General features: G+C 65.1%; 19 protein-coding genes. 14 read left to right on the top strand and 5 right to left on the bottom strand.

Features of this window, described 5'->3' with window-relative positions; all coding sequences use genetic code 11:
• Window positions 1–139: 139 nt before the first annotated feature.
• The 7 genes from VFZ97_01545 to VFZ97_01575 all read left to right on the top strand — a co-directional run bounded on the left by VFZ97_01545 (window position 140) and on the right by VFZ97_01575 (window position 9,014).
• Window positions 140–3,847 carry a ferritin-like domain-containing protein gene (locus VFZ97_01545; protein HEX6392093.1) on the top strand — a complete coding sequence of 1,236 codons (3,708 nt, stop codon included), beginning with the start codon at window positions 140–142 and terminating at the stop codon, window positions 3,845–3,847.
• A gap of 946 nt (window positions 3,848–4,793) precedes the next feature.
• Window positions 4,794–5,000 (top strand): hypothetical protein, encoded by a 207-nt coding sequence (locus tag VFZ97_01550; GenBank protein ID HEX6392094.1) that lies wholly within the window; start codon window positions 4,794–4,796, stop codon window positions 4,998–5,000.
• Between the two features lie 164 nt (window positions 5,001–5,164).
• Window positions 5,165–5,959: an SDR family oxidoreductase gene (locus VFZ97_01555; protein ID HEX6392095.1), complete on the top strand. Its 795-nt coding sequence runs from the start codon at window positions 5,165–5,167 to the stop codon at window positions 5,957–5,959.
• Window positions 5,960–6,350: 391 nt separating this feature from the next.
• A complete protein-coding gene (locus VFZ97_01560) occupies window positions 6,351–6,617 on the top strand; it encodes a hypothetical protein (GenBank protein HEX6392096.1) in 267 nt (88 codons plus the stop codon).
• Entirely contained in the window at window positions 6,614–6,871 is a 258-nt protein-coding gene (locus VFZ97_01565; GenBank protein ID HEX6392097.1) for a hypothetical protein, read from the top strand. Before VFZ97_01560 ends, VFZ97_01565 begins: the two co-directional genes overlap by 4 nt.
• Before the next feature lie 328 nt (window positions 6,872–7,199).
• Window positions 7,200–8,042: an NAD(P)H-binding protein gene (locus tag VFZ97_01570; protein HEX6392098.1), complete on the top strand. Its 843-nt coding sequence runs from the start codon at window positions 7,200–7,202 to the stop codon at window positions 8,040–8,042.
• A gap of 54 nt (window positions 8,043–8,096) precedes the next feature.
• Window positions 8,097–9,014 (top strand): alpha/beta hydrolase, encoded by a 918-nt coding sequence (locus tag VFZ97_01575; protein ID HEX6392099.1) that lies wholly within the window; start codon window positions 8,097–8,099, stop codon window positions 9,012–9,014.
• 440 nt (window positions 9,015–9,454) lie between these two features.
• Here VFZ97_01575 and VFZ97_01580 read toward each other — a convergent pair whose 3' ends face one another.
• A complete protein-coding gene (locus tag VFZ97_01580; protein HEX6392100.1) occupies window positions 9,455–10,372 on the bottom strand; it encodes a class E sortase in 918 nt (305 codons plus the stop codon).
• Window positions 10,373–10,476: 104 nt separating this feature from the next.
• Here VFZ97_01580 and VFZ97_01585 point away from each other — a divergent pair, with 104 nt between their 5' ends.
• The 4 genes from VFZ97_01585 (at window position 10,477) to pstA (ending at window position 14,176) form a co-directional block, all read left to right on the top strand.
• Window positions 10,477–10,938 carry a phosphoglycerate mutase family protein gene (locus VFZ97_01585; GenBank protein HEX6392101.1) on the top strand — a complete coding sequence of 154 codons (462 nt, stop codon included), beginning with the start codon at window positions 10,477–10,479 and terminating at the stop codon, window positions 10,936–10,938.
• Window positions 10,939–11,106: 168 nt separating this feature from the next.
• Window positions 11,107–12,234, top strand: a complete 1,128-nt coding sequence (gene pstS, locus VFZ97_01590) for a phosphate ABC transporter substrate-binding protein PstS (protein ID HEX6392102.1) — start codon at window positions 11,107–11,109, stop codon at window positions 12,232–12,234.
• 82 nt (window positions 12,235–12,316) lie between these two features.
• Complete coding sequence (gene pstC, locus VFZ97_01595; GenBank protein ID HEX6392103.1) at window positions 12,317–13,330, top strand: phosphate ABC transporter permease subunit PstC; 1,014 nt, start codon at window positions 12,317–12,319, stop codon at window positions 13,328–13,330.
• Complete coding sequence (pstA, locus tag VFZ97_01600) at window positions 13,331–14,176, top strand: phosphate ABC transporter permease PstA (GenBank protein HEX6392104.1); 846 nt, start codon at window positions 13,331–13,333, stop codon at window positions 14,174–14,176. It begins immediately after the preceding gene.
• Between the two features lie 21 nt (window positions 14,177–14,197).
• Here pstA and pstB read toward each other — a convergent pair whose 3' ends face one another.
• Window positions 14,198–15,055 carry a phosphate ABC transporter ATP-binding protein PstB gene (gene pstB, locus VFZ97_01605; GenBank protein ID HEX6392105.1) on the bottom strand — a complete coding sequence of 286 codons (858 nt, stop codon included), beginning with the start codon at window positions 15,053–15,055 and terminating at the stop codon, window positions 14,198–14,200.
• Window positions 15,056–15,178: 123 nt separating this feature from the next.
• Between pstB and VFZ97_01610 the strand changes: the two genes are divergently transcribed.
• Window positions 15,179–16,225 carry an ATP-binding protein gene (locus tag VFZ97_01610; protein ID HEX6392106.1) on the top strand — a complete coding sequence of 349 codons (1,047 nt, stop codon included), beginning with the start codon at window positions 15,179–15,181 and terminating at the stop codon, window positions 16,223–16,225.
• Window positions 16,218–16,937 carry a response regulator transcription factor gene (locus tag VFZ97_01615; protein HEX6392107.1) on the top strand — a complete coding sequence of 240 codons (720 nt, stop codon included), beginning with the start codon at window positions 16,218–16,220 and terminating at the stop codon, window positions 16,935–16,937. The genes VFZ97_01610 and VFZ97_01615 overlap by 8 nt, the downstream gene beginning before the upstream one ends.
• Here VFZ97_01615 and VFZ97_01620 read toward each other — a convergent pair.
• Together VFZ97_01620 and VFZ97_01625 are read right to left on the bottom strand one after the other, a co-directional pair.
• Complete coding sequence (locus tag VFZ97_01620) at window positions 16,934–17,386, bottom strand: hypothetical protein (GenBank protein HEX6392108.1); 453 nt, start codon at window positions 17,384–17,386, stop codon at window positions 16,934–16,936. The genes VFZ97_01615 and VFZ97_01620 overlap by 4 nt on opposite strands.
• A 519-nt stretch (window positions 17,387–17,905) precedes the next feature.
• Window positions 17,906–19,174: a zinc-dependent metalloprotease gene (locus VFZ97_01625; GenBank protein ID HEX6392109.1), complete on the bottom strand. Its 1,269-nt coding sequence runs from the start codon at window positions 19,172–19,174 to the stop codon at window positions 17,906–17,908.
• A 55-nt stretch (window positions 19,175–19,229) separates the two neighbouring features.
• Here VFZ97_01625 and VFZ97_01630 point away from each other — a divergent pair, with 55 nt between their 5' ends.
• The gene (locus tag VFZ97_01630; GenBank protein HEX6392110.1) at window positions 19,230–20,318 is read left to right on the top strand and encodes an NAD-dependent epimerase/dehydratase family protein; all 1,089 of its coding nucleotides are present in this window, start codon (window positions 19,230–19,232) and stop codon (window positions 20,316–20,318) included.
• On the opposite strand, the gene VFZ97_01635 is transcribed toward VFZ97_01630, so the two are convergent.
• A complete protein-coding gene (locus tag VFZ97_01635) occupies window positions 20,315–21,580 on the bottom strand; it encodes a PDZ domain-containing protein (protein HEX6392111.1) in 1,266 nt (421 codons plus the stop codon). The two genes, VFZ97_01630 and VFZ97_01635, sit on opposite strands and share 4 nt — an antisense overlap.
• Window positions 21,581–21,647 lie beyond the last annotated feature (67 nt).

Consider the following 21,647-nt stretch of genomic DNA (forward strand, 5'->3'; position numbering starts at 1 on the left):
ACGGCGGCGAAATAGCGTTAGTGCCCCAGCTCCGCGTCCACCGAATCAGTGGCGTATCCGCCCCGGCTGGGTGCCGCAGCGGAAATGCGCGGCGAGCCGATGAGCTTGTTGCTGAGATGCGAGGTAATGGAGGAATTTCATGACTCAGACTTTGGCCGGCCAGGGCGCGCTCGCCCAGGTGATCGCGACACGCGGGGGACACGCCGCACCCGAATCTCCTTTCGTGATCGAGCACCGAGAAGCGCTGATCTACATGCTTTGCGAAGCCGCGGAGCTCGAGCACGCGCTCATGTGTGAGTACCTGTTCGCGGCATTCTCCTTGAAGCAAAGGACAGACGAGGGTTTGACAGTCGAGGAACTGGCTGCGGTGGATGGGTGGCGGAAGGCTGTATCGCATATCGCTACCCAGGAGATGCTCCACCTCGCGCTGGTGCAGAACATCCTGTCGGCGATTGGCGCGGCGCCCCACCTGAGCCGCCCTAACCTCCCGCAACCCGCCGGCCACTATCCGCCAGGGGTGATACTGACTCTGCTGCCCTTCGGCGAGGCTGCCCTCGAGCACTTCATGTTCCTCGAGAGACCAGAGGGTATGGACCTCGCCGACGCCCCTGGCCTCGCCGCTGTCGAGCGGGCGGCCCCGGTGATGCAGGAAGGCGAGATCGTCCCCCGGTTACAGGATTTCGCAACGGTCGGGCACCTGTACCGGTCGATCGAGGAGGGCATCAAGCACCTTTGCGACAAGTACGGCGAGCCGTGGCTGTTCGTCGGGCCTCCCGAAGCGCAGGCCTCCGAGCCACACTTCGGGTGGTCGCAGCTCGTCCAGGTTGTCGATGCGGCTTCGGCGCAACAGGCGATCGACACCATCCTCGAGCAGGGGGAGGGTCCGCGTGGCGACTGGCGCAATGCCCACTTCGGGTCGTTCGTCGAGGTCCTCGACGAGTTCCAGGAGCTCAAGCGGGCGAACCCGGACTTCGAGCCGGCGCGCTCGGTCCTCCCGGCCACCGTCAGGCCAAGCGAAGGAGAGCAAAACACGCCTCTCATTGAAGATCATTTCACGGGTCGCTGCGTCGACCTGTTCAACGTCAGCTACGAGGTCCTACTGCAGACTCTGGCTCGCTACTTTGCGCACACCAAAGAGACCGAGCCCGAAATGACGTCGCTAGCCAAGGTCACTCTCGGTCTGATGTTCAACGTGATCAAACCTCTCGGCCAATTAGTAACGGAGCTTCCCGTCGGGAACACCTTCCCGGGAATGTCCGCGGGACCGAGCTTCGAACTGTTCTACGAGAGCGATTACGTCTTTCCTCACCGGGATGCGGCGTGGGCTTTGATCGAGGAGCGCATTCGCGAGGCAGCCGCGTTTTCGGATCGCCTCAGAAGCGAGGGACCACCTGACGTCGCCGCCCGCCTCGAACCGGTTAGCTCAGCGCTACTGATGCTCGCGCATCAACTTGCCACGTGCCGGGCGGGTTGGGGGGGTCGCAACCACACCGGTGAAGTGACGGTGCGCCACCGCCGCCGCGGCGCCGAGAGAGCCAGGGCCAATCCTGAGGTAGAAGGACCAGTTCGCCGGCTAATCGATGCGTTGAGGGCAGCTCTGCTGATCGAACAAACCCCTGCGGTGGAGGCACTGTTCAAAGCGGCGTCGGAGCCTAAAGAAGAAGCCGCCAAGGGGGCCTCGCGTCGGGCGCTGTTTGCGGAATGGGAGCGACGGTTCGAGCTTCTGGTCGACGTGGCCGACCTGCTCGTTGGCGTCAACGGAGATACCGAGATCGAACCGCCAGATTTTGGATCCGCGTCGGACCTGACGGCGGCTGTCGACTACCACAAGATCAGCCAGCTCGTGCTGGCCGTGCCCACCGAGGGACTCCTCGTCGATCCCCACCCGTCCCCGACGTATGCACCCGAGGAGCGGCGCCAACCGTTGGCCGGGATCGTGGACACATCCTCCGCCATAGCGCTCGTTGAGAAGATCACCCGATCACAGCCTCCTGACGAGAGCAGCAGCAGAGATCCGGGACGAGCCGAGGGCGGTCTTGCAGCGGCCGGCGATGCCTCATCGATCTCGGCCCTAGCAGGGCTCTTTGCAGACGCCTACGACCTGACGCTGTCCGTCCTGGGGTGCGCTGTCGGATCCGAACGGGATGTCGTCGCCGCCCGCCACCGTCTTCGTGACATCCTGTCCAGGTTGCGATCGAGGGTGCTCCGGCCGATCGCCGAAGCGCTCTGCCAGCAGATCAGCGAGCCAATGGTGGCTCTCCGGGACAAATACCGTTCGCGTGGTACAGAAAGGCCCTCAGACGCCGATCAGAAGATCCGATCTCTTGCCGTCAAGGCGAGCGAGATCCGAGCCGCCCTAAAGGACGCCGCTCCTGAAGTCCTCGAAGCGACCGCTGCCTTGCAGGACCTAGCGCTCTCCTTCACGTGCAGAGATGACGGCGAGCGCACCCGGCTGCTCGACACATTCGCCAGCATCGGGGTGGTCCAGCCAATGTCGATCCAGCTTGTCCGCAATGGACCCTATTTGCTTACGAATGTCGAGCAACTGAACGACGGGCTAGGGGACTCGATCCCGGGTCGGCCACAGATGGCTGTTTGCCGGTGCGGCCAATCAAGGGACAAACCGTGGTGCGACGGCAGCCACGCGCTGGCCGATTTCGAGGATTCCAAGGACCCGAAGCGGGTCCCCGATCGTCGCGACACCTACAAAGGCGTCTCGATCACCGTCTTCGACAATCGCGGGATCTGCCAGCACTCGGGCTATTGCACCGACCGGATCCCGGCCGCCTTCCGAGTCGACAAGGAGCCCTTCGTGGCCGCGAGCGGAGCGCGGGCCGACGAGATCATCAGGGCAGTCCGGGCTTGTCCGTCCGGCGCCTTGAGTTTCGCCATCGAAGATGGCGAGGAGCGCGACCAAGTCGACTGGCACAACCGGCGCCCGCCTCGCGTCACGGTTTCCAAGGACGGGCCCTACCGAGTGACCGGGTCTGTTCCACTGTTAGAGGCGACGGGTGACCCGGTTGTCAGAAATACAGGCGTTTCTACCGAGCACTACGCCCTATGCCGATGTGGCCAATCCCAGAACAAACCGTTCTGCAGCGGAATGCACTGGTACGTCCAGTTCCGCGACCCCCTACCGGACCCGTCCCGGTCTCCGAGCCTGTACGAGTGGAGCGGGGGCATCTTGGCGCTCAACCGGGTGACCCGGCTGCTGTTCGAGAAGTACATCCCGCAGGACGCTCTGCTGGCTCCGCTGTTCGCCGACGCGACAGCCGATCTACCCGAACGTCTAGCTTCGTTGATCGGGGACGCCCTCGGCGGGCCCTCGCTCCCGCCGGAAGATCACCCCGATTGCGCCGGGATCATGTTCGCGCACGACGGAAACGCTTTTTCCGAGGCCGAGCGACAACGCTGGGTGAGCCTCATCTGGCAATCAGCGAGAGATACCGGCCTGCTCACCGACGCGAACTTCTCGGCTGCCTTCAGTTCCTACATCGAATGGGCATCCCGCCAGACCGACGCTTCGGTGACCAAGTGGGACTGGGGCCCGGCCGGACCCCCACAAGCGCCCACGGAACCAACTAGCGGCACGGAACAGGCTGAGCCAGAACTCCCGCGCCCGGACATGCCCCTCAGCTTCGGAACCCACATTCGCCCCCTCTTCCGAGAACGCGACCGTCAGTCGATGTCCTTCGCGTTCGATCTTTGGTCATACGACGACGTCAAGGAGCATGCCCGATCCATCCTCGATCGCTTGCGCTCTGGAAGCATGCCTTGCGACGGCGCGTGGCCGGAAGCCAGAACCGACGTGTTCCAACGATGGGTCGACCAAGAGACACCCGCCTAACCTGAGCTAACACCGTGCGTACCCTTGCCGTGCTCCGACCCTCCTGGCGCCGTGGTGTTCTCTGATCAGCGGTGTGCAGGCGGCGTTCCCGGCGGCCTTTAGGTACAAGACGGTGCCGGGGCAATCCAGCTGCGGTGAGGTCCGCCATTAGGCGGACGCTCGTGCTGGTTCAGGGACTGCCGCCCATCCTGTCCGTGAGGACATCCCGAGTCACGCCGTAGCGTGCTGACAGGTCTTGCACCTCTTTGAGTTCGACTTCGTCAGGTAGAGAATGCTCCGCAAGTTCCGCAATATCCGGCAAATGAGCACTATGCAGTGTCGCCACCACGTCACTCCGTTGCATCGCACGTTCCCTTCAATCTGTCGGTACCAGTCTTCATGAAAGATGTCATGCCGTGTTCGGCGGCGATAGTGCTCATGGTGCTCCTTGCAGACGCAAGCTCGACGCGAAGCATGGTCACCTGCGCACAGCTGTGATCGCATCAGTGGAATGCCCCAGTCGGGAGTGGCGTGATCCGTAACGCGAGCGACGTCCTCCCAGGGTCGAGGCCTTAGTAGGTCTGCACTCCGGGAGGGTCTCTGCAACTTGTCAGTAGATCTTGATGGCCGCCTTCCCCTGCCGGTATCCGACGGCCCGGGTTATGAAGAGTTAAGCGGCGATCTCGGCGATGTGCGTTGAAGAGCCGGCGTATCGTCAACGTGAGCGCGGACCGGGGTGTTCTACGGAGGCGATCCAACGCCGTTTGCGCGACGTTGATGGTATGAGTATTGAGTTGCATTTTGAAGACGCACAGACAACCAGAAAATTGTCGTTGATCAACCGAGTTCAGAGGTGACGCCTTTTGCATCAAGCGCCGAACGAGGTGATACGCACCTTGCCGCGCGTCGGAAACCAGGCGCCAACCGAAAGAACAGCACTGTCCCTCACAATGACAGTCAGCCGCAGGTGTGGATCGTCAGCACCGCCGAGCTCCACAACGGCCTGGGGTTCGAGGTAAGACGGGTCTTTGTCAGCGAGCACAGTGCGCTCTACCACGTCGAGGAGCAGTACAGCGTCGCTCCCGTGCTCGACGAGACCGGCGAATGGGAAGGTAGTTCAGCTTTCGGGCCGCCCCGCGAGATTGCGATCCAGCGATTCAACGTTGAGTCTTGAGTTGTCTCAGCTGTGCGTCGCCGCCCCCGCCACCCCAACGTGTGCCTGCGGACGGTGAATCGGGCCAGGTGGCTCGACATCTCGTCGGGGCGCTCCCCGGTGGTCCCGCGGGAAATCGGACTGGGGAGTTAGACGGACTCGATTCACGAGGCGAAGCAGCGACGATGAACTCGTCCAATAATCCGAAAGGACGGATCATCATGAAAGTCACCGTCATTGGGGGTACTGGCCTCATCGGTTCCAAGGTGGTTCTCGACCTCGAGCAAAAGGGGCACGACGCTCTCCCGGCCTCACCCAACTCCGGTGTGAACACTCTCACCGGCGAAGGACTGGGGCTTGCCTTCAAGGGTGCGGCGGTCGTCGTCGATGTGTCCAACTCTCCATCCTTCGAGGACGCGGCAGTGGTGGAGTTTTTCGAGACCTCGACCCGGCACATCCTCGACCAGGCCGCCAGTGCGGGAGTGGGTCACCTTGTGGCGTTGTCGGTCGTCGGGACTGAACGCCTGCCCGGCAGCGGGTACATGCGGGCGAAGGTCGCACAGGAGAACCTGATCAAAAGATCTTCCATCCCCTACTCGATCGTGCACGCCACCCAGTTCTTCGAATTCATCGGCGGCATCGAGGACGCTGCCACCGAGGGGGGAAACGTGAGATTGCCATCGGTGCTGTTCCAGCCCGTGGCCGCGGACGACGTCGCCTTGACCGTGAGCGAGGTCGCCGTTGGAGCTCCGCTCATGGGCACGCTCGAAGTGGCCGGGCCCGAACAGTTTCGCTTCGACGAGCTGGTCCGGAGGGACTTGATCGCACGCGGAGATCCGCGCCCTGTCGTGGAAGACCGTCACGCTCGATACTTCGGTACCGAACTCGACGAGCGCTCCTTGGTGCCCGATGCTGGGGCCCGGCTGGGCGGGACTCGATACGAGGACTGGTTGGCGCGGTCCGCGAGTAAGGCGTCGTAGAGATGCGCAGCGTGCTAGCGGGATCCGGCGAGCCGGCCGGCGATACCTTTTTCGCTTCCTTCCCAGACGGATGGTGGCCTGACCCCAACGACAATGACGCTTATGTTCACGTTCGCGTCAGTAAACAAGTCCGGCCTACGGGATCGGTGACGGTGTATCTCCCGAACGGGACCGCCCTCCTCGTACCATCTCAGGCTCTCGTACGCCTCGCCCCGGTGGAACGCCAGCCGGCCGAACTTACCGCACTCGCACGAAACGCAGGCAACCCGACGTGAGCCCAGGTCCGGCGCGCGTTACGCGCCCTGGTCATGCGGGGTCCGGCGTTGTCACCCCACGATGCTCGGGATCGCGGTTCGTTGACCCCATCGCCGTTAATCGAAAAGGAGTTGCCATGCCCGAAACATGCCGTGATCTCACCGACGCCGAACAAAAAGTTGTCCGAGAGGTCCTCGACGAGGGCGTTCTTGTATCGGGTCTCGTTCCGATCGGCGGTGAGACCTGGGCGATATACGGGTCCATCCCCGTCGACGGCGAGGTGATTGTCGCCGAGTTTGACAACCGCGCTGACGCCGAGTCAGCACTTGAGCAGATCGGGGCAGCAGAGCGGGACAACGCCCCCTTCGAATCGTCACCAATCGATGAGAAGGGATCATTATGAGTGATGCCGACGACCAGTTAACCGATTCTCCCGCCGTGCTTGACCGGCGCAGACTTTTCGAAGAGGTCAGGGTTCGCTTATCCGCTGTCACCGACAGCCTCTCTGACTTCAAAATGGAAGCCGGACAGCTACGGACAACCTCTCAAGAGCTTCTCGCAGTCGTCCACCGTATCGAGTGGCTCGCCGACCTCAGCACTCCTGGGCCGTTCACGAGATCGGCATCCAGCGCTTCGCTGACCACGCTTGACCTCTGATCCTGCTCGGGAGCCACCGTTCCAAGTCTGAAGCGTCTGACCGGGCCTCGAAGTATCTGGCGGTCGATCCTTTGGGCCTCAACTGGGGTGTTACCAGGACTCGATTGTTTGGCGTTCCCGCGAGCATGTGTTTGTCGATCCACGAGGAAGGGGAGCCAATGTCTGACCAACATTCGACAGCTTCGATCGGTCACGCTTTCGTTGGACAACCAGCGAGCGGGAGCGCCCGCGACCGAACACTCCAGGACGGCCGGCCTTGGGAACACGCGATCGATAACGTGCCGGTGAGCGATGCGCCGACAGTGCCCCGAGAAAGCACGGAAGCGACATGAAGAGAATCGTCGTCGTCGGAGGCATCGATTTCGTAGCCTCTATGGTCGTCGAGAAACTCCGCGGCCGGGGTTACGAGGCTGTGGCGGCCTTAGATGCAAACACTCTCACGGGCGAACGACTTGCCAAGGCCGTCCGAGGAGCGGCGGTCGTCATTGTTGTGTGTAAGTCGCAGTCCCGCGATGACGCGGCGCTCCTCAGGTTTTTTGAAACCTCGACCCGCAACATCCTCGATTACTCCCTGAGGGCGGGCGTAGGCCATCTCGTCGCGTTTTCCGTGGTCGGCGGCGACCGCCTGCCAGATAGCGGTTACCTGCGAGCGAAGAACCGAGAAGAGGAGCTCATTGCGAACTCATCGATCCCGTTTTCCATGGTTCGCACCACGCAGCTCTTTGAGAGCATTGCCGGGATAGCGGATGACGCCACACATTATTCGACGGTCCTGCTCCCGCCCGTGCTGGTCCAACCGGTTGCTGCCAGCGACGTGGCTTCTACCGTGACCACGATTGCGTTGGCCGGTCCCGTTGTGGGCGCCATTGAAGTGGCCGGCCCCGAGCAGTTTTGCTTCAACGAGCTCGTGCAGCGACACCTAATCGGTCGCGGAGTTCAACGGGTCGTCGTCGGGGATCCGTACGCCCACTACCTCGGGACTGAACTCGACCACCAGTCACTCTTGCCCGGCGACAGCGCCGTTCTCGGCACGACGTGCTACGAGGAGTGGTTCACAGGGAGCGCGGGCAAGGCTCGCGGCGATGTTTCGATGGACGGGTCTCAGTCTCGCGTAGGTGTCGGGACTAGGGAGTCCAACGGAGGCGATCCAGGGCGAGCTGTGCGACGGTGAAGCCATGACAGAGGACACGACGATGTCGTTCCACCGAGCAAGGAGGAGTTCACCGTGACGTCAATCTCCGAACGGGAGCGGGGGGAGATCGAGGCCGCGAACGCGTCCGGCAAGAAGCCGGTCGTGTTGATCCACGGCCTATGGCTGTTGCCGAGCAGCTGGGCAAACTGGGCCGACTTCCTCCGGCAGGCCGGCTACGCACCGCTGACGCCGGACTGGCCCGACGATCCGGCAACGGTTGAAGCGGCCCGGGCGAACCCGAAGGTCTTCGCTAGGAAGACCTTGAAGCAGGTCGCCGATCACACCACACAGATAATCGACGGGTTGGATGAGAAACCAGTGGTCATGGGGCATTCGACTGGGGGCTTGTTGGCCCAGATGCTCGCGGGCCGGGGTCTCTCGGCTGCCACGGTGGCGATCGACCCCGGAGTCTTCCGCGGCGTCCTGCCCCTGCCGCCCCCAGTGCTCAGGTCGTCGGGTCCGTTCCTGATCAACCCGCTCACGCGCGGCCGCTCGATCACGCTTACGTTCAAGCAGTTCACCTACGGCTGGGCAAACGCGCTGGATGCGCGTGAGGCGAAGGACCTTTACCACACCTTTCACGTCGCCGGCTCTGGGATCTCCCTCACACAGATGGGCTTCGCCAACGTCAACCCGTGGACGCAAGCGAAGGTGAACACGAAGAACCCCGATCGAGGCCCGCTGCTGATTATCGAGGGCGAGAGGGATCACACCGTACCGTGGGCGCTCGCCAATGCGGCCTACAAGCGGCAAGCCCGCAATCCTGGAGTCACGGAGATCGTGAAGATCCCGAGCCGAGGGCACGCCCTCACAATCGACCACGGCTGGCGTGAGGTCGCCCAGACTGCGCTGAACTTCATCCAGCGGGTACTAGGCAGCGACGTCGTGCCTAATGAAGACACGCAACGGGTAGGCGACGGCGCCTTTCACTCCTTTCGGTCGCCAGCCTGAGGAGTGCGTCTGATTCCGCGGGGATTCAGCTTGCGTCGCCGCTTTCCGTCCGGAGAGCACTGATCTGTGGGCGCTTCTCGTCGCAGTTGATGGGCAGATGGCCGTCTGGCCTGAAGGACTAATCTCGCAGGACCCTGGTGAAAGGCTAAGAGTTTCCAGAGGTCGTAGATCCTTGGGGTAGCGGTGTTTTCGGCTCCGTTTCTGCCGTCGCCTCGCCGCCTTGACCGAACGGAGTGAGAGGCGGCTCTGCGACCCTTGTGGGCCCATGAAGCGGCCGTCGAGCTCCGGACTTCGCTGCAGCTCGAGTCTCACTGCTGGACACAGGACGACGTCCGAGGGCCGAGGACGAGAGGAGCGACCGGGCCGCCGTCGTTTTCCTGCGCAGCAGGGACGCGGCGGGCCGGTTGAGCTCCAGGACCTCGAGCCCAACGGCGACGGACTCAGATGTTCTGAGGCAGAAGAAGCGAGACGTTCTCGAAGCAGAACCAGAGCGGCACGAGACTCACGCCGATACCGACGACGTAGGCGGCGAGACGCCACCAACGACGGGTGCGGTTGATGAAGATGCGAGCGATCGCCCACAGACCGGCGACGAGCAGGCCGTAGAGGATCGCCGGCGTCCACGCGTTCGAGTTGCCGTGCCCGAGGGTCTTGTCGGCGACGAGCTTCGGGGCCGACTGAACCGTCGGCGGCGCTGGGGCCGGCAAGGGGGCCTGGCCGTACAGCTGAGCAGTAACGATCAGCCGGTTGGTCGCCGAGAAACGCGGGTTACAGGTGGTCAGCGTCAACTGCGCGATCGGCGTCGGGTCCAGCACCGACACGTCCGTCGGGGTGACGACGAAGCTGCGGGTCACCCTGTAGTCCCATCGCCTCCCCTGGGTGTCGGTGAGGAAGATGTCGTCTCCGTCCTTCATCTGGTTGAGGTCGAAGAAGGGCGCCCCGTAGGTCGTGCGATGGCCGGCGATGGCGGCGTTGCCGATCTGCCCGGGCATCACGGTCTCGGGATAGTGGCCGGGCCCTCTGCGCAGGTCGGCCTCGCCGATCCCCTGAACCACGTACTTGTCCACTCCGATCCTGGGGATGACCAGGTGGTCGATCGCGCCTCCCGGCGGTAGGTCCGAGTTCGTTGCCCCGGCGCCCGACCCCAGCGTGGGGGCGTCGGACCCGGAGGTCTTGCTCGCGGAAACGGCGGAGGAGAACGACCGCTTGAGGTTGGACTGGCTGTGCGCCTCCGCGATGTTGGTCCCGAGCAGTTCGTATGCCACGAAAAGCAGAACGATCACCCCAAGGGTGATGAGACCGAGCCCGATTTCCCGCACGCCGCGGCGCAGGGGGCCCATCGGGACTGGTTCTGACATGCGGCAAGGGTAAGCGGGCGCGGCGCTCGGCGGCTGTCACCTGATACATGCATTCGGGTGAACGCCCGGGGCGGGACGTCCTGAACGCATGGCAAACTTCGGGTATGCCGGTTCTCCTCATCCGCCATGCGGATGCCGGGCCGCGCCGCGACTGGCAGGGAACCGACCAGGAGCGGGGACTTTCGAAGAAGGGCCGGCGACAGGCGGACGCTCTGGTTCGGGTGGTGGAGAAGTACGGGCCGGTGAGGTTGTTGTCGAGCCCGTACCTGCGTTGCGTTCACACCCTGGAGCCGGCGGCGGCCGCCCTCGGTTTGGCCATCGAGGTCCACGAGGAGCTCGCGGAGGGCCGCGCGGAGGACGCGCTCAAGCTGATCCGGGCTCTAGCAGGCGAGGACGTCGCGCTGTGCACCCACGGGGACGTCATCCCCGAGGTGCTGACCGCGCTCGCCGACGAGGATCGCCTCGACCTAGGTTCCGAGCCCCGCCAGGCGAAAGGATCCGTCTGGGTGCTCGAGCCTTCGGGCGAGCGATTCGTGGGCGCCGAGTACCTGCCGCCGTCGTACTAGCGGCCGGACCGTCCCTATAAGAGGGCAGCCTGGGTGACCGGCGTCACCTGGCTTCGCGCCCTGGCCGACGCTTTGCCAACTGTTAAGGCTGAGTACACCTAGTGGTCATTAGTAGTTCATCTGGCTGGGTAACCCTGACGCGTCCCCGAATAAGAGGTGAGAACCACAGTGAAGCGACTTGTCCCTCTCGCGCTGGTCGTGACGGCCGGTCTCGCAGGAGCTTGTAGTTCGAGCACAAAATCGAATACGTCTTCGACCACGGCATCGACCACACCACCGACGACAGTGGCCACGCCGTCCACTTCCAATCCGAGCACCGCGCAGACACTCAACGAATCCGGGTCCAGTCTTCTGTTCCCGTTCCTCCAGCAGCTGGTTACCCCGCTAAAGACACAGTTCTCCAACGTGACCTTGGCCGCCTCGGCCGGCGGGTCCGGGAAGGGGATCAGCGACGCCATCGCGGGTGTAACCCAGATGGGCGGCTCCGACGCCTACCTGTCGAACAGCCAACTGACGACCAACCCCGGGTTGTTGAACATCCCGATCGCAGTTTCCTCTCAGGCGGTCAACTACAACCTTCCCGGCGTGAAGGACCTGAAGCTGACCGGCGACGTTCTCGCCAAGGTCTACCAGGGTTCGATCACCAAGTGGAACGACCAAGCGATCGCTTCGCTCAACCCCGGCGTCACCCTTCCGGCTACGACGATCGTGCCGGTCCGACGTGTCGATTCCTCGGGTGACACGTTCCTCTTCACCAGCTTCTTGTCAGCCACGAACGCCACTTGGAAGAACGGCCCCGCGTTCGGGACGACGGTCACCTGGCCGGCGGCCCCCGGTGAGCTGACAGCGAGCGGAAACCCGGGCATGGTCCAGACCTGCAAAGCCACCCCCGGTTGCGTCGCCTACATCGGCATCAGCGCCGAGGCAACAGCGCAGACGGCGGGGCTCGGTGAGGCGTTGCTGCAGAATCAGGCCGGAAACTACCTGCAGCCCAATACGAGCACCGTGAACGCCGCTGTCACTGCCGGCGCCAGCAACGTACCGGACAATCTCGCGGCCTCGCTGATCTATGAGCCGGGCGCGCAGTCTTACCCGATCGTGAACTTCGAGTACATCATCGTCAAGAACAAGCAGGCCACTGCCGATCTCGCCACCGCGATCCGCGACTTCCTGGTGTTCGCGATCGATCCCAACGGCGGTAGCACCCCGACCTTCCTGGCGAAGGACCAGTTCGTCGCGCTGCCGTCTTCGGTGCTCCCGAAGGTGAACGCCGCGATTGCGTCGATAAGCAGCTAAGGGGGCAGTGCGTTTGATCGGGAGATTCCAACTCTCCCGGCGTCCCGCCGTCGGTAGCGCCCGGCTGACGAGCTTTCACCGCTTGCCAGCCCGGGCGCGCCGGCGCCTGGAACTGACCCGAACCGACCGGATCGCCGGCGGGATCCTCACCATCGCGGGGATCGCCCCGGTGGCCGGCCTGGCCTTCCTGGCCTACGAGATGTTCAAGTCGGCGTATCCGGCGATCGTCTTCAACGGCTGGGGCTTTTTCACCGGCAAGATCTTCAGCCTCGGAAACCTTTACGGCGGCGCCGACGAGGTCCGCCACGGCTACCACGCCGCGTCCGGCGCGCACTACGGGATCCTGCCCCTGATATTCGGGACGCTGGTCTGCTCGCTGATCGCCCTGGCCATCGCACTGCCGGTCTCGGTCGGCGGGGCGATCCTTCTCGTGGAGAAGATCCCGCAGCGGTTCCAGTACTCGCTCGGGGTGTTCCTGGATCTCCTGGCCGGCATACCGAGCGTGATCTTCGGTTTGTGGGGCCTCTACACGCTCGGTCCGCTGCTCGCCCGAAACGTGTACCCGTTGCTCGCGGACCTGCACATCCCCTGGATCAAACGGCCGGTCGGCTCGGGTCAGGGGCTGCTCACAGCGTCCGTCGTCCTGGCGGTAATGGTTATCCCGATCATCGCTTCCATAACCAGGGAGCTGGTCCGCTCGGTCCCGGCAACCGCCAAGGAGGGCGCCATAGGGCTGGGGTTGACCTCGTCGGAGATGGTGCGCGTCGTGACCTTGCCCTACATCCGCACCGGGGTCATCGCCGCAACGATCCTCGGGTGGGGCCGCGCGCTCGGCGAGACCATCGCCGTTCTCATCATCAGCGGGAACTTCCTGAACGCCTACCCCCACAGCGTGTTCGCCCCGTTTTCGACGATGGCCGCGACGATCGCGTCCTTCCTCGACGGAGCGCTCACCGACTCCACCAAAATGGGAATCCACTCGCTTGCCGAGCTCGGCCTCGTGCTTCTGGGGATCACACTCATCACCAACTTCGGCGGCCGGCTGCTGACAAGGCGCTTCGCCGACACCGGCCTACCCGTCGGCAGGGGTGTCTAAATGAGCGGTAGCCGGATGTGGAAGGACCGCATCTTCTGGGGATTGGGTTGGCTCGCGCTCGGCTTGATCGCGACGCCGGCGATATGGGTGCTCGTGAGCATCTTCCACCAGGCGGCGCCGGCGTTCGGGTGGTCGCTGTTCACCCAGTCGACGCATGGGATCGGCCTGCAGAACGCCCTCTACGGCACCCTCCTCATGCTCCTCGGCGTCCTCATCGTCGCCGGTGGCATCGGGGTGGCAGCCGGGATATACCTCGCGGAGTTCGCCGCCGGGAGGACGGAACGGTCGCTGCGCTTCTTCTCCGAAGTCCTCTCCGGGGTCCCCTCGATCGTCGTGGGGTACGTCGGATACCTGGCTCTGGTGATCCAGTTCCACTGGGGCTTCTCCCTGGCTGCGGCGGTGCTCGCCCTTTCCATCCTGGTAGTGCCGTACGTGGTGAGGACCACGGAGGTGGCGGTCAGGCAGGTCCCGACTGCCTTGCGGGAGGCGTCAGCGGGCCTCGGGATCGGTCGTTGGCGCACAGTGCGTTCGGTGCTCATCCCGCCGGCGCTGCCGGGGATCGTCAGCGGACTCGTGGTCGCCCTCGCCATCTCGACCGGTGAGACCGCGCCGCTTCTTTTCACCGCCGGCTTCAGCGACTCGAACCCGCAACTCAGCCTGTTCCACCATCCCCTCGGTTACCTGACCGGGGTGACCTACAACGACCTCGCCCTTCCCGGCCAGCGAGCCCACGCGACCGCAGCGGCGGCCGGCGCGGTGACGCTGATCATCCTCCTCATCCTGATCGGTTTGGGGCAGGTGATTTCCAGGCGCTCGCGCCGCAGCATCGAGCGTATGTCCCTATAAGGAGTGAAGCGTGGAAAACGGTCAGCCGAAGCGGCCGGCCACGTAGTCCGCGGTCCGCTGGTCTTTCGGGTTCGAGAAGATGTCCTCGGTGCGGCCCGACTCGACAAGGACACCGGTCCGATTGCCGTCCTCCACCTGAGCGGTGAAGAACGCGGTCACATCCGCCACCCGTAGAGCCTGGGCGAGGTTGTGGGTCACGATCACGATCGTGTACTCGGAGGCGATCTCGCGCATCAGCTCCTCGATCGACCGGGTGGCGATCGGGTCGAGCGCGGAAGCGGGCTCGTCCATGAGGATCACGTCCGGCGACACGGCGATAGCCCGAGCGATGCACAGCCGCTGCTGCTGTCCACCCGAAAGGGTGAAGGCGCTCTTCTTCAGCTTGTCCTTCACCTCGTCCCACAGTGCAGCCCGACGCAGCGACGATTCGACCAGGTCGTCAAGGTCCGCTCGGCGGACGCCGCCCAGCCGCGGCGCGAAGGCGACGTTGTCGTAGATCGACTTCGGGAACGGGTTCGGCCGCTGGAAGACCATCCCGATCTTCCGGCGGACGTCGATCGGCCGGACCGACGCTCCATACAGGTCGCTGTTGCGGTAGAGGATGTCGCCCTCGATCTTGGTGCCCGGCACCAGGTCGTTCATCCGGTTCAGGCAGCGCAGGAAGGTCGTCTTCCCGCAGCCCGACGGCCCGATGAGAGCGGTGATCTCCTTCTGGTAGATGTCCAGGCTCACCGACTGAAGCGCCTTGACGTCCCCGTAGTAGAAGGACAGGTCCTTGACTCCGAACACGCAGTCACGGACCAGGAGGTCGTGGTGCTCGAGCTGGTCGACCTGGTCGGGGGCAAGTCCTCCCGCCTCGACCGCCTCTTCCTGCGACATTGGCCCCAGTGTTGCGGCTGCCCCACCGCTCACCTGGGAAAAAGGAAGAACGTTCAACGACTGTTTACCTGTTGGTCACCTTCCCCTACCGCGACGGACGCACTTGTTACCTACGCTGATTTCGTGCCGTCCTACCCTGTGGCGTGGACCGAGCGCTCAGAGGCCTCTGACATCGAGCTCGGAAAGGTCCTGGACCTGGTCACCGAGGGGGTCGTGATACTCGACGCCGGAGGTGACGTCAGCTTCCGTTCGGCTGTCGCCGACCGTCTGCTCGGTAACGGACCGGCGGCACTGCTCGCCGGCGACGCAGTCGAGGAACTCGCCAAGGAGGTCGCCAACACCGGAGCCCCCCAGGAACGCCGGCTCGAGCTGTCGATCCCGACCCGGCGGGACCTACTGATACGCGGCTACCCCCTCCGGGAAGGCTCGGTCGTGGCGATCATCGAGGACGTATCCGAACGGCAGAGGCTCGAGTCCGTACGGCGCGATTTCGTCGCCAACGTCAGCCACGAGCTGAAGACGCCGGTCGGTGCCCTGTCGCTCCTCGCCGAGGCGCTCGACGGGGAGGACGACCTGGAGGTAGTCGTACGGCTGGCGGCCCGCATCGGGCAGGAATCGGAGCGACTGGTACGGATCATCGACGACCTCCTCGACCTGTCCCGCATCGAAGCGGGCCTGCCCGCCGAGCCGGAGGACGTACCCGTCCCGTCGGTGGTGCGCGAGTCGATCGAGTCGATCGCGCCCGTTGCGGCCAGCCTCGGCGTGGTCCTGCATTTCGACGAGCCGCCGGTGGTCAGCGTTCGCGGGGACCGGAGGGACCTTGTGTCGGCGCTGTCGAACCTGATCGACAACGCGGTCAAATACTCGGAGCCCGGCGGCACAGTAACGGTCGTCGCGAAGGTCGAAGAGGGACGGGTCGCACTGGCGGTCGCGGACACGGGAGTCGGGATACCTGCTCGCGACCTCGAGCGGATCTTCGAGCGGTTCTACCGCGTGGACCGGGCCCGGTCGAGGCTTACCGGCGGTACCGGGCTGGGGTTGTCGATTGTTCGCCACGTCGCCGCCAACCACGGTGGAGGGGTGAGCGTGGAGTCGGTTGAGGGCGAAGGTTCGACGTTCACGTTGAGCCTTCCATTATCAGGAGAGGTCGAAGCGATTGCCCGTGACTGACCCTTACTCGGTGCTGGTCGTCGAGGACGAGGAGTCCTTCGTCGAAGCGCTGGTCGTGGGCCTGAAGCGCGAGGGATTTCTCGTGACCGTCGCACGCGACGGCGTCGAGGCCATCGAGAGGTTCGACAAGGTTCGCCCGGACCTGATGCTGCTCGACGTTTGGCTCCCCCGTAAGTCCGGGATCGATGTGTGCCGCGAGATCCGATCACGGAGCCGGGTGCCGATCATCATGGTCACCGCGAAGAGCAGCGAGATCGACACCGTCGTCGGCCTCGAGGTCGGCGCCGACGACTACGTCACCAAGCCCTACCGCCTACGGGAGCTGGTCGCCAGAATGCGGGCCGTCCTGCGCCGGTCGCCGACGGCTCACTCGGAGGACGAGCCCGGCGAGGTCATGGAGGTCGAAGGGCTCAGCCTGGATCCGGAGCGGCACGAGGTCCACTTGCGGGGCGAGAAGGTGGCAATGCCTCTCAAGGAGTTCGAGCTGCTCGAGCTGCTGATGTCGAACGCCGGGCGGGTGTTGACCCGGGAGACGCTGATCGACAGGGTGTGGGGTCCCCACTACGTGGGTGACACCAAGACCCTGGACGTGCACGTGAAGCGCCTGCGCTCGAAGATCGAGGACGACCCTTCGAGGCCGTCGAGGATCACGACCGTCCGAGGGCTCGGCTACAAGTTCGAATCCGGAGCTGCCGCCCGGGCGGAGGGCTAGCGCCGGCGGAAGCGGAACGACTTACCCGAGGATGCCCGCTGCGGGAGGATGTCGTCGTAGCTAGGCATCCAAGGCTCAACGGCGACCTGCGGCCGGGGGGCCTGCTGCGAAGCCTGGGGCGGGGCAGCCGGTCCTCCCTTGCCTGCGGGAGCCTCGGCTTCGGGAGCAGGGCTGTCCGCCGGCTTGCGCTTGCGGAGGGGGACCGTCGGCTGCTCGGCTGCGGTGGGCGCCAGCCGGGCGAGGTTGTCACCCTGCGCACCGGACATGCGGCCGATTCCAGCCAATCCGGAGCTGGGGTTCAGCGAGCGGCCCGGCATCACCACGTCGTCGTCGGCGTTGCTGATGCCGCCGAGGCCGCCGACCAGTCCACCGCTGAAGCTTGGGGCACGAACGCCTGAACCCATCACACCACCGGTGGAGGCCGCCACACCCCCCGAGCCCGGGCGCACAGTCCCAACCTGGCCCCCTTGCGGAGCAGGGCTCGGGTTGGGGCTGAACGGGAGACGCGGACGCCCGGACGTCGGGGGGCGCACGGCATCAGGATTCGGAACAGGGGCGGGTTCCGCGTCCTGAGAGGCAGCGGGGGAAGGTCGGGGAGAAGGCGCGGGGCGACCGCCCGGGGGCATCCCCTGATCTGCGCCTGACGGTGGGCCCGGGGGACGGACGCCAGGCGGCGGGCCACCCTGTGGGGAGGGCAGGCCGGGAACCTGCTGACCTGGGGCGCGCACCGTCGGGATTCGGGGGCGTGGCGCCGGGGCGGCGGGCTGCTCGACTGCATCGGCTTCGGGGGCGCCGGCGTCCGCAGCTGGGTCGGGGGATTCCTCCGCAGCCTTGACAAGATCCGCCAAGGTCGCTTGTAGGGCCTGACGGTCGAAGTTACGGCCACCGCCGTCCTCTGCTGGCATATGGTCTCTATCGGCACTGTGACCGCGTCCTTGAGAGGACAGACGGGCGATCCACCAGGTCTTTCAGTCAGGCAGATCTATCCTGGCCAGCCACAATCCCGGGGCGCCCACCTCGGCCGTTGTGGGGAGCTCCTTGGCGCTCGCCCAGAGGCGGGCGAGGCCTTCTTCGCCGGCCCGCTCGACGACGCCACGAACGAACTCCCTTCCCTGCTCGTAGGCCGCCTCGTCGAGGCTCACTCCGAACAGCTTCGCCAGGATCCGTGTTCCGCTGCTCTCCTCGAGCCGCCTCCTACGTAGGGCCTCGGTGAGGGGGCCGTAGGACCCGATCAGGCGCCGGCCGACAGAGTCCATCTCGTGGTCGACGTAGCCGGTCACCACCGACAGCAGGGAGCGAATCTGGGTTTTGATGCGGCGCTGTTCGTCGTTTTCCATTTCGCCGAGGAGGGTCTCTGGGTCTCCCAGAAGCTCCTGCATCGACGAGAGGTCGGTGGGATCGACGCCGCCGAGCTTCTCCTCGAGCATCGAAGGATTCGGATCGAAAGCGGCGACGTACGCGTCGATCAGCTCGTCGAGCCGTGCCCTGACGTGCGGACGGCCCAGCACCGCGTGGTTCACCGTCTCGCGAACGCAGATCCAAAGGCGGGCGTCGTCGGCGTTCAGGCTCCAGTCCGAGGCGAACGAGTCGATCGCTTCAGGCACCATCAGCAGCTCGTCGCTCGGTGGGCGGGGAATCGGAAGGTCGTACTGGCCCATCGCGCGTGCTGCGAGCTGGCCGACCATCGAACCGGCCTGCAGCCCGAACAGGAACGGGCCAAGCACCTGGGGTAGGTTCGAGAACAGCTGTGACATGGGATCCTGTGACATGGGATCCTGGGACATGGGATCCTGGGACATGGGGTCGCCGGGGCCGTCCGCAGCTTCAGCACCTGCTTCCGGCACGCCGGGCGGGGACAACCCCGGGGTCATCGCCGAGTTCATCCGCTCGGCCAGTGCCTCCAGGCGGGGCTTCCAAGCATCGAGGGTTCGGAGCGCCCACTCGGGTTGATTCACCGCGCGAACTCTGAGAACTCCGCTGGACGAAACTGCCAGGCCGGTAGCCTCGGCGACGTGCAGTTCCGCGACTCGGATCAGCTCCTCGAGCCTCACCCGGGCGACGGGATCGACGTTCTGCTGGGGCTCGCCGCCGGTGGCCGCCCAGGTCGCCATCTGGCCGGCTATCTCCCAGTTGACCGGTCCCTGCGTCGCGAACAGCCGCGCAAGATCCCGCATGAGATCGCTGAACGGGCCGCCTGCGAAGGGACCGCCGGGGCCGAAGAACTCGGGATTGCTCACCGGCCGGTGATCCTCAGGTCTTCGACAACTTCAGTCACTGAGGCATCGTAGGGCTGTGCGATCCGTTGTCGTCACCGGGGTGGGAGGTTCGCTCGGACAGCGAGTGGCCCGGCTGCTCGCCGAACACCACGACGTCGACCGGATCGTCGGGATCGACATGGTTGCGCCCGCATTCAGCCACCCGAAGCTCGAGTTCCGGATGGTCGACCTCTCGGTGCCAGGTGGTGCGGACGGGCAGCTGCGCGAATCTTTCAGGGGCGTTGACGGCATTCTCCACCTCGCCTGGAGGACCCCTGACGAGCGCGGCCGCCCGAGTGATGTGGCAGAGGCGGCCGTCGCCAACCGGACATCTTTGTCCCGGGTCCTGCAAGCCGCCGCGGAGGCCGACGTGGTTTCGGTCGTGTTCGTATCGAGCGCCACCGTCTACGGGGCGTGGCCCGACAACAAGGTTCCCCTGACCGAGGACACCCCTCTCCGTCCCAACCCGGAGTTCGGTTTCGCCGTCGCCAAGGCGGAGGCGGAACGGGTCGCCGCCGACTGGGCCGCCGCGCACGCCGCGGTCGATATGGTCGTGCTCAGGCCGGCGGTCACGCTCGGTTCACCCGGACGACCGCTGTACCAGGCACTCGGCGCCACGAGGACCCCACGCTCCGCTGACAGCTCCCGCCCGGTGCAATACCTGCACGTGGACGACCTCGCCGCCGCCGTGGTGGTGGCGTGGGAGCGGCATTTGAGGGGAGTTTTCAACGTCGCCCCCGACGCTGGCGTCCCCGAGGACCAGGCCCGCGCGTTGGCCGGCGGCGTCGCCAAGCTGACCCTGCCGTCGCGGGTGGCTCAGGAGGTTTCGGACCTGGCGTGGCGGTTTTGGCGATCGGGCGTGCCGAAGGAGGCGAGGGCGTACGCGATCCACCCGTGGGTCGTCGCTCCGGACAAGCTCAAGGCCGAAGGATGGGCTCCCGCGTATTCGAGCGAGGAGGCACTCGTGGCCACGGATGCACGCCCGCACTGGGACGACCTGCCACCGGGGAAGCGACAGAACTACAACCTGATCGTCGCGGTGATCGCAGTCGCCGGAGTTGTAGCAGGCGCCGGCGCGCTGGTCGCAGCGATCAGGTCGCGGCGCCGGCGACGGAACCGCGCCTAGTAGCCGTCGGGCTGGTTCGAAACCAACACCGACGCGGTCCTGGCGAGGCCGTCGTGGATGTAGCTGATGGGAGCTTGTTTTCCGGGCGTGCACACGGAGAGAAGGTGGGTGAACGTTCCAGTCGAGGTGACCGGCGACCCGTTGAACGACGTGATGATGTCGTTGGGGTTGAGCCCGATCCGGCTGGCGGGGCTTCCCGGGAGGACCTGACCGACCTGCGCCCCGCCCGACAGGCCGAGCTGGCGGGCGACTGCGGTCGAGAGGTCCGCCGCGTCGGAGATCCCCAGCCACGGGTGGTCGACCTTGCCGCCTGACAGCAGCTCCTGCGAGACACGAACGGCCATGTCGACAGGTACGGCGAAGACGAGTCCCTGATCGGTCGCGTTGGTCGGGTCGAGCGCAACGGTTATGCCAACGACGCGTCCTTGGCCGTCGACGAGAGGTCCGCCGCCTATCGATTCGGGCACCTGCGAAGCCGCCGCCGCGATCATGTTCTGCATGACGAGTCCGCCGGCGACATCAACCTGACGGTCCTCGGCGGTGACCGACCCGGCGAAAACGGATCCTCCCGCCGACGTCCTCGCCCCGATCGCAAGTACCGGGCTGGCGACTCTGAGCTGTGCCACCGAACCCAGTGCGGGGATCAGCCCCTCCCGGCTCGCGACCGACAGCAGAGCAATTCCGCTTATCGGATCAGAGCCGACCAAGTGGGCTCTTTCAGTCTCGCCGGAGAGATACGACACGGTGATCGCACCCCCACCGTCGAAGAGAGCGCTGTCCGTGACGATGTAGGAGTTCGAACTTCCCTGCAGGAACATGAGCCCGGAACCCGTCGCCGGACCGCTCGCACCGTTGACGCTCACAGACACGACCGATTGGGCGAGGGTGTCGTCGATCTGGGTCCAGTCGATCGATGCCGCGCTCCCCGCGCTATCGGAGGTGAGCGTGAGCCCGGGCCCACCTGATGTGACCGAGCGCACGACTGTTGTCTGCTGCTCAAAGACCCCCGTGACCATGCCCACGCCCGATGCGACGAAGGCTCCTACGAAGCCGGCGACGACCGCCACGACCCATATCCGGTGGCCCCCGGATCGTTCCGACCCGAGGCCCCCAGATGGCGGTCCATCGGTGAATTTTCCGGGCCCCCCGCCACCCGTTCCGGGGGCAAGATGCATCTCCGAGGGATGCCGCCACAGCCTGTCGTCTGGCGGTAACAACGGCGTGAGCGGGCGCTCTTCCTCCATGCCGTCGTCTGGTTCCACAGGTTTCGAGCCTAACGAGGACAGGTCGAAGTTGGACGTCGCGCGCCGCCCGGTTGAAAGCGGGCAC

The organism is Acidimicrobiales bacterium (assembly GCA_036378675.1).
Taxonomy (GTDB): domain Bacteria; phylum Actinomycetota; class Acidimicrobiia; order Acidimicrobiales; family Palsa-688; genus DASUWA01.

What these genes read in the sequence shown, in the direction of transcription:
- VFZ97_01560 (HEX6392096.1), top strand. Translation starts at nt 6,351, where the DNA reads ATGCCCGAAACATGCCGTGATCTCACCGACGCCGAACAAAAAGTTGTC.
- VFZ97_01580 (HEX6392100.1), bottom strand. Translation starts at nt 10,372, where the DNA reads ATGTCAGAACCAGTCCCGATGGGCCCCCTGCGCCGCGGCGTGCGGGAA.
- VFZ97_01555 (HEX6392095.1), top strand. Translation starts at nt 5,165, where the DNA reads ATGAACTCGTCCAATAATCCGAAAGGACGGATCATCATGAAAGTCACC.
- VFZ97_01565 (HEX6392097.1), top strand. Translation starts at nt 6,614, where the DNA reads ATGAGTGATGCCGACGACCAGTTAACCGATTCTCCCGCCGTGCTTGAC.
- VFZ97_01545 (HEX6392093.1), top strand. Translation starts at nt 140, where the DNA reads ATGACTCAGACTTTGGCCGGCCAGGGCGCGCTCGCCCAGGTGATCGCG.
- pstB (HEX6392105.1), bottom strand. Translation starts at nt 15,055, where the DNA reads ATGTCGCAGGAAGAGGCGGTCGAGGCGGGAGGACTTGCCCCCGACCAG.
- VFZ97_01570 (HEX6392098.1), top strand. Translation starts at nt 7,200, where the DNA reads ATGAAGAGAATCGTCGTCGTCGGAGGCATCGATTTCGTAGCCTCTATG.
- pstA (HEX6392104.1), top strand. Translation starts at nt 13,331, where the DNA reads ATGAGCGGTAGCCGGATGTGGAAGGACCGCATCTTCTGGGGATTGGGT.
- VFZ97_01585 (HEX6392101.1), top strand. Translation starts at nt 10,477, where the DNA reads ATGCCGGTTCTCCTCATCCGCCATGCGGATGCCGGGCCGCGCCGCGAC.